Source organism: Mesorhizobium sp. M0106 (assembly GCF_040322715.1).
Classification (GTDB): Bacteria; Pseudomonadota; Alphaproteobacteria; order Rhizobiales; family Rhizobiaceae; genus Mesorhizobium.
In genome coordinates this window covers 14,977-28,310 of sequence record NZ_JAMYUA010000058.1, presented here as the reverse complement: position 1 = coordinate 28,310, position 13,334 = coordinate 14,977, and the positions used below count along the sequence as shown (strand labels likewise).

The window sequence follows — 13,334 nt, the reverse complement described above, 5'->3', positions numbered from 1 at the left end:
CTTGGTCTCAATTACCGCCCATCCGCCGGCGAATTTATCCGCGAGTTCCTGCCGGGCGTAGAATGGGTCCTTGAGGCCGGAATGGCGTTCCACATGCTGATGGGGGCGGCCGGCATGGGCTGCAGCGAGACGGTGCTCGTGACGGAACAAGGCCCGGAACGCCTGACCACCATGGAGCGCAAACTTTTTTCATGGAACTAAGGGCTAACGACATTGGAAAACAGTGGCGCATGGGTCGTGATCGCCTGGTACAATGGCCTTTACAACAAACGGTGCGCAACGGTGGATGCAGTTGGACGAGGGTACTTTATGCATCCGGTGGCTGTGATGGCAAAGCATTACCAATGATACGAAGCTTGGCGGATTGGCCGAGTTGATCTGCGGGGTGGGCAACACGAAGAAGTCGCAGAGATCGCGGATTATGGAATCCTGATCGCCCCCGGACTGCGCCGCAGTGTTCGCTTCCACACCATTTCGTCTCTCGAAAGCCGAAGCCCGCCTTGAGTCATAAACTGGCACGAATTCTTCATCGTGCTTAAATGAATACGCAATACTCTTACGAGAAATAGAAATGAAGATTGAACGCCTGGATGTAAATGCCCGCCGGAGCCGTCTGGTCAAGTATAATGGTGTTGTCTACTTGTCGGGCCAGTTCAGTGACAAGGGTGGCGATGTCGCCAGCCAGACGCGTGAGGCACTGGCGAAAATCGACGAGCTGCTGGCAAGGGTCGGGACCAATAAGTCGCGTCTCCTGGCCAGCGAGATCTGGATTACGTCAATGGCGGATTTCAAGGCAATGGATGAGGTTTGGAATGCATGGGTGGTTCCGGGCAATCCGCCAACACGTTGTTGCTGCGCGGTTGAATTGGGGGATCCGGAAATGCGCGTCGAAGTCATGGTCAGCGCCGCATTAGGTGATGTTGAGATTATGGACGTCTGATCGCCACTTGGACAGAGTAGAGGTCGGGCCCGCATTAGGCATACTTATCGCATCCGAGATCTAGGGCTGAGCACAATGACGTGACGCACATACTGGGTCAAAGGGCCTGAACGCAAGCTGTTGCAGATAGCTGACCTCACTAAAGGAAATTTTCCACCAAGGCTCCGGCAACGGTTTGCACGCCACCCGAAACGCGCTCAGCGCAACAACTTGTCCGCTTGTCCGCGCTCGGCACGGACTGCGGCCCGGCTATTCGGTCGGCTTCTAACGAGGTTTAACCATGCGCGAAGTGATTGTTCTCGGTGCTGGCGTTGTCGGGTTGGCATCCGCCTATGTTTTGGCGCGCAAAGGATTTGGAGTTACTGTCATCGACGCGGCGAAAGGGCCAGCTGAAGGCGGCGCTAGCTTTGGCAATGGCGCACAGCTTGCTTACGCTTATACCGATGCAATGGCTTCCCCATCGATGGTTGCCAACCTTCCAAAATACCTGTTGGGCCGCGATCCGGCATTCCGGTTGAAACTGACGCCTTCCCTAGCATTCATGAATTGGGGTTTGCGGTTTCTGGCTAATTCGAGCCAGAAAAGTTTTGAACGCAATACGATCGATGCCTTGAAACTTGCGAAGGAGAATCGTGCTGGTCTCGCCGAGCTCTCTGAAAAAGTCGATTTCAGTCATAGAACCTCAGGAAAGATGAGCCTCTATTCCACTCATGAGGGACTCAAGCAAGCCGAGGTGCTTAGTGCGTTGAAAAACCGTCATGGGGCGGACCAAGCGATCCTCACCAAAGAGCAGGCAATAGAACGCGAGCCGGCTTTGATTCACTATGGTCATTCTTTTGTAGGGGCATTGTGGTCACCTTACGATGAATCCGGTGATTCCTATCTGTTTTGTCAAAATCTCAAATCTTTGCTTGAGACAGAATATGGGGTCACCTTTATGTTTGGCACCAACATCCAACATATCGCGACACGCAATGGAACCCTCAAAGGCGTCGTGACGAATACAGGTGAGCTTCCATGTACCAGGGCCGTTCTTGCACTTGGGGTTTGGTCTGTGGCGGTGGCAAAGACTGCAGGTATCCGACTGCCAATTTGGCCGGTTCAAGGATATTCGATGACGATTCCGGTCTCGGAATATGCGCCGACCGCAAGCGTTACCGATACGGCGCGCAAAACTGTATTCTGCCGTATTGGCGATCGGATCCGGATCGCCGGCCTCGCCGATATCGATTCTGATAATGGGGTTTTCAAGCGGGAGCGGTTCAATACACTGCTTGAAACCGCAAGGGGGATTTTCCCCAGGGCGGGGGACTACGATGGAGAAGTTGGTGCTTGGACCGGCTTGAGACCGATGACACCGAACAGCCTTCCGATCGTCGGACATTCAAAAGTGCAGGGGCTGTTCCTAAACTGCGGTCACGGTGCACTCGGTTGGACCCTTTCAATGGCTACGGCCGCGCGATTGGCAAACTATCTGAGTGTTTGCGCCTGAAAAATCATTTTTCTTGAAGCATGCCTACAAGCCTCAGAAGGAAATCGTCAGACCTTGGTGACGTCTGGTCTGCAAGCTTAACGTCCGATCCGTTCTTCAGACTTCCTACCGAACGTGACATGCTCCCCTGAGATGTTCGCCATTTTGGGTCAAAGGCGGAACTCTCCGCCGACGAGTTGTGGAAAACCGTTGGCGAATTGTCAAACTCGTGGGACCGCAGGAGTGCGCCAACTACTTTGCCGCAGCAGGATACGACCTCGATTAAAGTGGACGCGCTCTCTATCTTACTGAGTCACAAAATCCCTGGGCTTCCCGCTGGGCCATGTCGGATTATTAACCGATCGGGTTCCAAAGGTTTAGCTCTGCGCTAACTTGAGGTTTTGCATTTAACCTTTTGCTTGTCGCGCTGTACGTTATGTGAGAATTGGCCGTTGCAACATTTATCCTGCGGTGCGAGCCGCTGTGGCCAATCGTATCCCCGGCTGCAAGGAAACTGGTAACGGGGGCTCGCTCTCGGTCCTAGGCTTCCAATACCTGACCCGTCCGAAATCCTACCTCTTAAGAAGGCACTCTGAAATGACGATTACCGCCAACTGGAGCTATCCGACCACCGTGAAAATGGGCGTCGGCCGAACCAAGGAACTGGCCGATGCCTGCAAATCGCTGGGCATGAAAAAGCCGCTCCTGATCACCGATCGAGGCCTTTCCGCGTTGCCGATCACGCAAGGCGCGCTGGACGTACTGGAAGGTGCGGGCCTCGGCCGCGCGATCTTCGCCGATGTCGATCCGAACCCGAACGAAATCAACCTCGAAGCCGGTATCAAGGCCTTCCGTGACGGCGGCCATGACGGCGTAGTCGCTTTCGGCGGCGGCTCGGGCCTCGACCTCGGCAAATGCGTGGCCTTCATGGTCGGCCAGTCACGTCCCGTCTGGGACTTCGAAGACATTGGAGACTGGTGGACCCGCGCCGCGGTTGAAGGCATTGCGCCCATCGTCGCTGTGCCGACAACCGCCGGCACCGGCTCGGAAGTCGGCCGCGCCTCGGTCATTACCAATTCGAAGACGCATGTAAAGAAGATCATCCTCCATCCGAAATTCCTGCCCGGCGTCGTGATCTGCGATCCGGAACTGACGGTCGGCATGCCGAAGATCATCACCGCCGGCACGGGGATAGATGCCTTTGCCCACTGCCTCGAAGCCTATTACTCGCCCTTCTATCATCCGATGAGCCAAGGAATTGCGCTCGAAGGCATGCGGCTCGTGAAAGAATATCTGCCGCTCGCTTATCAGGATGGCACTGACATTGAGGCCCGCACCAATATGATGTCGGCCGCTGCCATGGGCGCCGTCGCCTTTCAGAAGGGCCTCGGCGCCATCCACGCGCTGTCGCACCCGATCGGCGCAGTCTACAACACCCATCACGGCATGACCAATGCGGTGGTGATGCCCATGGTTCTGAAGTTCAACCGCTCCGCCATCGAAGAGAAGATCGCCCGCGCGGCGGCTTACCTCGGCATTTCTGGCGGCTTCGACGGCTTCTATGACTATGTTCTGTCGCTACGCGCCCAACTCGGCGTTCCCGAAAATCTAACCGCTTTCGGCGTGGGCAGCGACCGCATCGAGGAACTCGCATCCATGGCCATCGAGGACCCTAGCGCAGGCGGAAACCCGGTGAACCTTACCTTATGCTCGGCAAGAAGGCTTTATGCAGAGTGCATGTAAGTGAGCCTAGCAACCAGCTTTGAAGGCGCTGTGAGGTTATCAGAGGTTGGACGTGAAAGGACCGCTGACAGGGATAACAGGCGAGGGCTCGGGGCACAGCTTTCCATTCCGCCATAGCATTGAGGCGATGGAATGGATCTGAAATGCGGAGCGTGACTGGGGATGAAGAGATTACGGCGGGCTGAGAAGATCGAGACGAAGCGCTGCAGGCGTTGTCACGTCTGAAATGTGGCCGCGTGAGGACGACCTGGCACTTTTCAGGCAGTCCGTGCACTCACGGTTTCCCAACGGCCAGGTGATGTTGCTGACGTCCTCCGATTACAGGAGGTTCGATGAGCTTGACGAGGCGCTTCCCCTCCGTTTCGGAAGGCCCGAGGACTGGCCTAGCCTCGTAGCCACCAAGCTGTTCGACGGCGAGTGGTTTCCGGTGTGCTCGCCGGCCTTCCTTGTGCTGTATCCGGCAGTCGCGTCGGAGAACCCCAAGGCATTCCTCGATGTTCCGGTTCTGCACCTGACCACGCAACCGGGTGCCGTTGACAGCTGGGAATCTTGGATCGGCACCGAGCGGGAACTCGATGGCCTGCGGTTCACCAGCTTTTTGTCTATGATGGTGAGACCATCGCGGGGCGCGGCGCTGCCCTCGCCTGGGCGGGCTACGTTGAGGAGTACCTTCGGCTAGGCCGGGTAGTGTGCCTGACCGCCACGTCGCGGCGAGGCCAAAATTCGTTTTACATTCATCACCCGGAAGAAGAGCAGCCCTGCCATCCAGGCCGTCGTGCAGGCACTTGTCGACTCGGTCGAGAATATGCCGAGCTTGAACTGCTGAGGCAGCGTACCATATCCTCGCCCGGCGTTGTCACGGTGTTTGAGCGGTAAGGAAGTTGAGGTAGCAGCACAGCCATGACTGTGAGTGCACAGACCTACAAGAACCACCGCTATCCGATCGAAATCGTGGCCGTACTGTCTGGCTCTACTTCCGCTTCAATTTGAGCCTGCGCGATATGGAGGAAATGCGTATGCGCCGCCTACATCCCATTGATTTCGCGTGTTTGTGAACATTGAGGTTTCTGCCAGAAGATTTTCGGCAAGAGCTGGAGATTTGGCATGGCGGATGGTGAGGGATTTGTTGGGCGATGCGAAGTTGTCGAGCCTCGTCGTGGAAACCGGCGGTGGCCGAATGATCTGAAGGCGCGGATTGTAGCGGAGAGCCTTCAGCCCGGTGCGCGGGTTGTTGATGTTGCGCGTCTTTATGATCTCGCTGCGCATCAGCTTTCGGACTGGCGACGGCAGGCGCGTCAGGGTCTTCTGACGCTGCCTGCTGAACTGATGACGGCCGTGCCGCCCTTTGAGAACGGGCCTGTCGAACCCGCCTTTGTGCCACTTGCGATTACGGCGGAGCCGAAGACGGCTACCGATGCTTTGCCGGTTCGGGAGCCGGTTGAGATCATTTCCGGGATCGTGACGGTGGAACTAGGCGCAGACCTGGTGGTTAGGGTTCCCGGCGATGTACCGGTTGATCGGGTCGCGGCCTTGGTGCGCGCGATGCGCGGGACGGCATGATCGTCGCGGGCCAACGATTACCGATCCTGATCGCGACGCGGCCGGTGGACTTCCGCTGTGGCCATCAGGCGCTGGCATTGAAGGTGCAGACCGAGTTGAAGCTTGATCCGCATTCCGGAGTCACCGTGATCTTCCGGTCGAAGCGCGGGGATCGTCTAAAAATCCTGGTATGGGATGGCACCGGAATGGTGCTGACCTACAAAATCCTGGAACAGGGCAGCTTTGCCTGGCCCAAAGTGCAGGATGGAACGATGCGGCTGTCGCGGGGGCAGTTCGAAGCCTTGTTCGAAGGTCTTGACTGGCGACGCGTGGTGGCGCAGCGGGTAGCGCCGCCAACTGCGGCAGGGTGACTCACCTGTTCGGTTTTGGCGCTTGTTTTATTGGGCTTTTTGCTTCGATTTGCTATGAAGGCGCATGTCTGCGCCTATCGATCTCAGCCGGTTCCCGGACCTTCCTTTAGAGGTGGTGACGGCTTTTGCGGCCGTGCAGTTCGAGCTGTCGGTCGAGCGTGCGGCACGCCAGCATGAGCAGGCGGTGGTGGCTGAAAAGGACGCCTTCATCACCGAGTTGAAGGAACTGATCGAGAAGCTGGAGAGCCAGGTTCAGGACTACCGCCGCACGAAGTTCGGGCCGAAATCGGAAAAGCTCGATCCGACGCAGATGGAACTGGCGCTGGAGGACCTGGAGACGGCCATTGCCGAAACACAGGCCCAGATCGCCTTCGTCGAGGAAAAGATCGCGGCCAGCACAGCCAATTGCGAAAAGACTGCTTCACGCAGGCAACGCAAGGCGCGCGCGCTGCCCCAGAGCCTGCCGCGCGTCGAACAGGTGATCGAGCCTGATAGCCTTGCCTGCCCCTGCGGTTGCGGGAACATGGTCCGGATTGGCGAAGACCGGACGGAGCGGCTCGATCATATCCCGGCGCGCTATCAGGTGATCGTCACGATCCGCCCGAAATACGCTTGCCCCAAGGGGCGCACGGGCGTGGTTCAGGCCAGGGCGCCGGCGCATTTGCTGGAAGGCAGCTGGCCGACCGAAGCCCTATTGGCGCAGATCGCCGTGTCCAAGCATTCCGAACACATGCCGCTGAACCGGCAGGCCGCGGTCATGGCCCGACACGGAGTGCCGATCGACCGCACCGTCCTGGCCGACTGGCTGGGCCGGACGGGCGCTGTGATCGCGCCCGTGGTTGACCACATGGCCATGGTCCTGAAACAGGGTAGCTCACGACTATATGTCGACGAGACCACGGCTCCGGTGTTGGATCCCGGGCGCGGCAAGACGAAAACTGGCTATCTCTGGGCTATTCTGCGCGACGACCGCGGCTGGAACGGATCGGCGCCGCCGGGCGTGGTGTTCCATTATCGGCCTGGCCGTAAAGGTGAATATGCCGCAGAAATCCTCGACGGCTTCAACGGCACGATCCAGGTAGATGCCTATGGCGGCTACTCCCACCTCGCCACGCCAAAACGCACGGGCGGCGATCCGTTGAGGCTGGCCTTCTGCTGGGCACATGGCCGCAGAAAACTGATCAAGTCCCAGCCGAAGAAGGGGTCGCCCATCGTCGACGAGGCGTTGTTGCGCATCGCCGCCCTCTACACGATCGAGGACAGCATCCGAGCTTGTGATCCCGAACATCGCCGGTCTGTCCGCCAGAACCTGTCCCGCCCGCTGGTGGACGAGTTCTTCACCTGGCTGACAGCTCAGGCCGCACGCGTCTCGCGCAAGTCCGACCTCGGCGAGGCCATGGCCTATATGCTGAAACGCCAGGCCGGCTTCCGGCTGTTCCTGGACGACGGCCGCGTCGACATCGACTCCAACCTCGTCGAAAACGCGATCAGAAGTCCAGCCATGAACCGCCGCAATGCTCTCTTTGCCGGCCATGATGAAGGCGGCCGTAATTGGGCCCGTTTCGCCAGCCTGATCGGCACATGCAAGATAAACAGCGTTGAACCATACGCCTACCTGCGCGATCTCTTCATCAGCCTCGCCAATGGCCACCTCGCCAAAGACATCGACGCCCTCATGCCCTGGGCCTATGCGCAACGGATCAGCGCCTCACAATGAGCACGTCCGGGACTCCCCGACGTGCTCATAGGACCATCTGCAAGCGCTAGACCTGACCGTTGCAACCAAAAATCAATGGGGCGGAGACGCCGCATACGGAAATGCTGCTCGATCGCGGGATCGTCGTTTCCTACGAGACCATGCGCCGATGGTGCCGAAAGCACAGCCCTGACTATGCGCGCCGCATACGCCTCAAGTCGCCGACGAAAGATAATGCCTGGCACCTGGGATGAAGTCGTGGTGCGCATCAACGGTCAGGGTGACAACGCCCATCCACGCTCTTGCATCGCGCTCGCATTTATCGACCGGTTCCTCGATCACCTTCTGGAACGGCTGTCATCGATTATAATCCTGTCGAAGCTCTGCGTGAGGGATGCCACATAAAGCAGTGCATGCCAGTCTGGCGCTCGTTGGTATCGTGTAATCCAGGACAGGCTCTCGCCAAATTGCGCCAGCCCAAATCGTTTCGGCAGTGTGCTGGGCGGGATCATGGCTGAGCATGTCGCTATGGTGGGTCGAAGAAGATAATACACTTCGCAACCCGAGTGGCGGGTGGCAGTTCTCCGATAAGATGGAAGAACGGGCCTCACTCATCGAATGGAGAACAGGACGACTCTATCGGGCTGGACCTATCGATGAAAGAGACAGCGGTGTCGATCCGCCGAGGCATGTTAGGCCGGCTTCGTATGCATCCTAGTTAAGGGCAATTCCAACCACGTCCCGTTGCACTTACGGCACCATCTCGAAGCCAGATGATGACCATATAGAAACTACAATGGACGAAGCGGTCGGGTTTAATCCACATATAGTTCCATTAATGCCATCTATTACATAATTCACTGCTAGGTGCTGTCGTGGAAATACGAAGCCGCGTCGCCATACTCGTCAGCTCTAGGTGCAAACAGGAGGAAAAACAATGAATGAACGCATCGTCGGACAGTTCTCCAGCCAGTACGGGCTGTTGAACGCGGAGAAGCGGCCCGGACCAGAGGGCTTGGATATCGCCATAGCGGGCGTACCCTTCGACCAAGGCACATTCGGCAGCAGGATCGGCCAACGATTTGGTCCGGACCAAGCGCGCACCTTCTCCGGAAATTGGCGGGCTCACGCGCTCACTGGCCGCGCGCCTTTCACCTGGTGCCATATCGCGGATGTTGGGGACGCCCCGGTCGATGTCATGAACTGGGAGCAATCGATTCGAGGCATCTCCGACTTCTTCGCGCGTATCGCTGCAGCCGGGGCCGCGCCCCTGGGGATCGGCGGCGACCATACCATCACGTTGTTGATCATGCGGGGCATGGCTCAGGCAGGAGCAAAGGTGCCCTTTGGAATGATTCATTTCGACGCCCACCCCGATACGGAAGACGAGGTTGGCGGCAGCCGTATCAACTGCGCCACCGGATTCCGACGAGCCATCGAGGAGGGACTGGTTGACCCTAAGCGCTACATCATGATCGGTATACGCGTAATGCGCAGTATCGAATGCTTGGATTGGGCCCGGACGCAGGGAGTCACCGTTTTGACCGACGACGATTGTGCCGCGCTCGGCCGCCAGGGCGTGATCACTCGCATCCGTGAGGTGGTCGGCGAGCAACCGACCTTCCTCAGCTTCGATATCGACGCACTCGACATCGCTTACGTCCAAGGTACCCAAGCGCCCGCTCCGGGGGAGCTTAGCGTGCGGGACGTACAGGTAATCATGCGCGGACTACGTGGCGTCGACGTTATCGGCGCAGACGTCGTCGAGCTGCTGCCGCTACTCGACCCGACCGGCCACACTGCCATCTCTACCGTCAATGTGGCCTACGAAATTTTGTGCCTGCTCGCCGAGGCCCGGGCTAATCGCAAGGCCACCGGCTAACGCGAGGCGGCTTAGGGGGATCGACGAATCCGCCGAGGCGAAGACTCGGCCGCGTGAGCAAATCGGGCGGCACCTGCTCAGAGGTGCTTGCGGTGCGCAAGGCATGATCGCCTCAGGGTGTTGTCGTTTACGTGTCGTGCCAGCCGGTCGACTTCCGCAAGGAAGCCGCATCGCTGATGGCTCTAGTGAGGGATGGCGGTCTCGACGTTCTCTGGAGCGCTTCACGCGTTCCGCTCGAAGCGAGCGGACCGTGTTCGCATAGTGTGGGTGGGACGGCAGCGGAGTCTGCCTTTACTCGAAAACCCTGGAAGAGCACAGCTTCTGCTGGCCGGTGATATCGGCGCCGCGCCATGCGTCTCAACCATTCGCAACTGATGGCGCTCCTGACTGGGCTCGATTCGAAGAAAATCCGGCCGGCCAGGGTTCGCCGACCGTTGTTGACAGGCTGAATCAGGCCTGCGGCAAGATGAATCATGTGACTGCAATGGTTGGGAAAGCGGCTGTTTTTGTGCTCTCCTTCCCGCATGGTTTTGCCTGCTCCCGACCTGCCGGACGACGTCGATACGCTGAAGGCGATGATGCTCGCGATGGCCAGCGAACGGGTTGCAAACGAAGCTCAGCTTGCAGCAGCGACGGCGGAGGTCGCCCGGATGACGGCCGTCGAGAGAAGCGCCTGAGCGGATCGCCAACCTCACGTCGATCGTGAAGGTGCTGGAGCGCGCGCAATACGGCAAGCGTTCCGAACGGCTGCGCCTATCAATCAACATCTGAGGCTGCGCAATGTGGAGGAGATACTGCTCGATCGCGGGATCGTCTTTTCCTACGAGACCATCCGCCGATGGTGCCGAAAGCACGGCCCTGATTATACGCGCGGCAAAGGCCGCAAGTCGCCGAGGAAAGATGATGTCTGGCACGTGGATAAAGGTGCGCACGAACGCGCGAAGGGGAGGAGCTATGATTTAGGCACTTCCCAAGCAGCCATGCTGCACAGGAGATGAGCGCTTGGCCCCTCGGAGCCGGATTGAAGGAGCAGCTTCAAACTACCTCAAGCTGTGTCGTAAAGAGCGATGGCGGTGAGCGATGTGGAAAAGGCCGGATTTGATAGCAAGGAGACGAGCGTGAGCGAACCGCTGAAGACGTGTCGAAAGTGCATAGATGGGCATCCGGGATGAAAGTGGCGTGACTCTTGCGTCAGGCTCTTGTGCGGAACGTGGGAACCTGTCGCCCCGATGCAAAGGGAGACGTCCAAGTGGAAGCCCCATGAGGATCGAGTACGGATGCGGGGCACAGGGAAAGAGTTGCGTGCAGTAGTGAAGAAGGTGCGGTAATGGCGTTGGAGCGAAGGCGCAAATGTCCGGCTTTATCGAAAGGTCAACCGTCATGCGGGAGGAACCTTTGGGTAACGGAAAGCCGTTCGAAATTCCCAAACATGCTGTTTGGGAAGCCTATGAGGCACTTTAGGATATCCCCAAGGGAAGTCAGAGAAGAAGGGTTCAAGGCGATGCAGGTGGCAATTCACGCCCATCGCCGTCAAAATCGGGCTGTTGATCGAAAGGAACCGCGTCAGAAGGCGCGTGAGCATGGCTCGACTGCGCCTGGTCGTTCGGCCGGCCGGAAGCGCGTGAAGTACTTTCCCACGAACTTTGCGCAGTACCGGCGGCCTCATCGCGAGGTAGCTCTATCAGGCTTCTTTTCGTCCTTTCTTTTGTGTCAAGCTGGGCATGGAAGTCAGGCGCTACCAGCACCATCTCGGCCCCAGATGACAGCGATACACAAACTGAATTTGACGCAAAGTGGAAGACACAGCAGGAATCCTTGTGGAGGAGCTGCCTTCGTTCGATACCAATCACGTCAAAGCGGAACATTTGCCGAAATAGGTATCACTGCGATGGTCCGCGGTAGACGCGGGGGCGGCCTGTCGGATCGGGGTGAGCGGGTAGACGCACTGCCGACGGGTGAGCCTAGTCGGCAGTACGTGTGCGGCCATGACAATGGAAGTTTCATTCTGCTGGGCCGCGAAAAGTTGCCGCCGACTCGATGTTACTACCAAGTTGGCGTGGATCATTGACTCAAAAGGGGGATAAAACATGACAATCTCTCGACGCGATCTCATTAAGGTAGGCTTGGCCGCCGGAACAGCGGTATCCTTCCCATCAGTCCGGCGGGCACAAACAGCACCGGCCGACTCCCGGACGGTCCGGATGGTGCTTGGTAACCTCAGCGTCTTCGATCCGATGTTGACGACGTCTACCGACACTGTCACCCATGGCTTGGCGATTTACGACACGCTGTTTGCGTCTGATTCCAAGTATATGCCTCAGCCGCAAATGGTGGGGAAGTGGGGCGTTTCCGACGACAAAAAGATCTATACGTTCGAGCTCCGGGATGGCTTGGGCTGGCACGACGGCAGCGCCGTTACTGCGGCGGACTGTGTGGCGTCTATTCGCCGGTGGGGCCAGGTGGATCCCGGCGGACAACTGATCATTTCGCGGACCAAGGATATCTCGAAGAAGGACGACAAGACCTTCACCATCGCGCTCAAGGAACCGTTGGGGGCTCTGCTCGATCTGCTCGCGAAAGTGGCTGGACCAGTCCCGTTCATGATGCGCGAGAAAGACGCAGATCGGCCCGCAACCGAGCAGGTGACCTCGAATATCGGATCGGGACCATTTAAGTTCAATGGGGCCCTTGCGAAGCCGGGCGCGAATTTCACCTACGACCGCAACGAAAAATATGTGCCGCGTGCGGAAACTTCAGATGGCTTGGCCGGCGGGAAGGTGGTCAAGGTCGATCGTGTCATTTGGGACATAGGTTTATTCGGCAATCAGCAGACTGCTTTCGCCGCGTTGCAGGCAGGTGAAGTTGACTACATCGGATCGCCATCTCCCGATCTTTACCCACTCATCCAGAGCGATTCTAACATCGAACTCCGCACCCCAAAGTCGAACCAGGTATTTTTCATGCGGATGAACTGTCTGCAGAAGCCGTTTGACAACGTCAAGGTACGCCAAGCAATGCTTAGCCTGATCGATCAGGAGGCAGTCATGCGCACTACGTACCCCCCGGAATACTCCCGCACCATCACTTCGTATTTTGGAAATGATACATTCTATTCGAATCGTGAAAATACGGGATGGTTCAAAAAGGGCGGCGATCCGGAAAAAACTAAGCAACTCTTGAAGGAGGCAGGATATGCTGGCGAAAAGATCGTCATTCTTGATCCCACGGACTGGGCGGCGGCCAACAATATGGCGCAATATTTAGCGGCCACGCTACGCAAAATTGGCGCGAATGCGGAGCTCGCTCCGAGCGACTGGGGCGGGCTCATCGCCCGCCGCGCGAACAAGGGCTCCGTTGAGAACGGCGGCTGGAGCATTTTCATCACGAGCGAGTCCGATTTCTCCCGCACCGATCCGGTCGGAAACCCCACTCTAAGCGCCAATGGCGAGAACGGTTGGTACGGCTGGCCGAAGAGCGACGAGTATGAGGCTCTTCGCGCCAAATGGGCGAATGTCGACACGGCAGAGCGCAAAGCGCTGGCCCGCAAGATGCAACAAGTACACTGGAATTTTGTAGGCACCGTTCTGCTGGGTGAAGCTATCTCGCCGACCGCGAACCGCAAATCGCTCACCGGCCTAATCAACATGCCAGATTGTACCCCGATGTGGAACATGCAGAAGAGCTGAGACCCA

The 13,334-nt window shown here is 58.0% G+C and carries 9 protein-coding genes and 5 pseudogenes; all 14 read left to right on the top strand.

Annotated elements, in window-relative coordinates:
• Positions 1-201, top strand: a pseudogene (locus NKJ55_RS31805) (M24 family metallopeptidase); the annotation flags it as partial.
• Between the two features lie 370 nt (positions 202-571).
• Positions 572-940, top strand: coding sequence for a RidA family protein (locus tag NKJ55_RS31800; protein ID WP_352453335.1), 369 nt, complete (start codon positions 572-574; stop codon positions 938-940).
• A gap of 280 nt (positions 941-1,220) precedes the next feature.
• Entirely contained in the window at positions 1,221-2,432 is a 1,212-nt protein-coding gene (locus tag NKJ55_RS31795; protein WP_352453334.1) for an FAD-dependent oxidoreductase, read from the top strand.
• A gap of 149 nt (positions 2,433-2,581) precedes the next feature.
• Positions 2,582-2,697: pseudogene (locus NKJ55_RS31790) on the top strand (IS630 family transposase); the annotation flags it as partial.
• Between the two features lie 311 nt (positions 2,698-3,008).
• A complete protein-coding gene (locus tag NKJ55_RS31785; protein ID WP_352453333.1) occupies positions 3,009-4,154 on the top strand; it encodes an iron-containing alcohol dehydrogenase in 1,146 nt (381 codons plus the stop codon).
• Positions 4,155-4,452: 298 nt separating this feature from the next.
• A complete protein-coding gene (locus NKJ55_RS31780) occupies positions 4,453-4,833 on the top strand; it encodes a type 2 periplasmic-binding domain-containing protein (RefSeq protein ID WP_352453332.1) in 381 nt (126 codons plus the stop codon).
• A 425-nt stretch (positions 4,834-5,258) separates the two neighbouring features.
• Positions 5,259-5,714 (top strand): IS66-like element accessory protein TnpA, encoded by a 456-nt coding sequence (gene tnpA / locus NKJ55_RS31775; RefSeq protein WP_352453331.1) that lies wholly within the window; start codon positions 5,259-5,261, stop codon positions 5,712-5,714.
• Positions 5,711-6,064, top strand: a complete 354-nt coding sequence (tnpB, locus tag NKJ55_RS31770) for an IS66 family insertion sequence element accessory protein TnpB (RefSeq protein ID WP_352453330.1) — start codon at positions 5,711-5,713, stop codon at positions 6,062-6,064. Before tnpA ends, tnpB begins: the two co-directional genes overlap by 4 nt.
• 64 nt (positions 6,065-6,128) lie before the next feature.
• Positions 6,129-7,781, top strand: coding sequence for an IS66 family transposase (gene tnpC, locus NKJ55_RS31765; RefSeq protein WP_352453329.1), 1,653 nt, complete (start codon positions 6,129-6,131; stop codon positions 7,779-7,781).
• Positions 7,782-7,879: 98 nt separating this feature from the next.
• A pseudogene (locus NKJ55_RS35710) lies at positions 7,880-8,039 on the top strand (IS6 family transposase); the annotation flags it as partial.
• Positions 8,040-8,697: 658 nt separating this feature from the next.
• On the top strand, positions 8,698-9,642 hold the full coding sequence (locus NKJ55_RS31755; RefSeq protein ID WP_352453326.1) for an arginase family protein: 945 nt from the start codon (positions 8,698-8,700) through the stop codon (positions 9,640-9,642).
• A gap of 524 nt (positions 9,643-10,166) precedes the next feature.
• A pseudogene (locus NKJ55_RS31750) lies at positions 10,167-10,407 on the top strand (IS66 family transposase); the annotation flags it as partial.
• Positions 10,408-10,409: 2 nt separating this feature from the next.
• Positions 10,410-10,565 (top strand): annotated as a pseudogene (locus tag NKJ55_RS35705) (IS6 family transposase); the annotation flags it as partial.
• Between the two features lie 1,164 nt (positions 10,566-11,729).
• The gene (locus tag NKJ55_RS31745; protein ID WP_352453325.1) at positions 11,730-13,328 is read left to right on the top strand and encodes an ABC transporter substrate-binding protein; all 1,599 of its coding nucleotides are present in this window, start codon (positions 11,730-11,732) and stop codon (positions 13,326-13,328) included.
• The last annotated feature ends 6 nt before the right edge of the window (positions 13,329-13,334 follow it).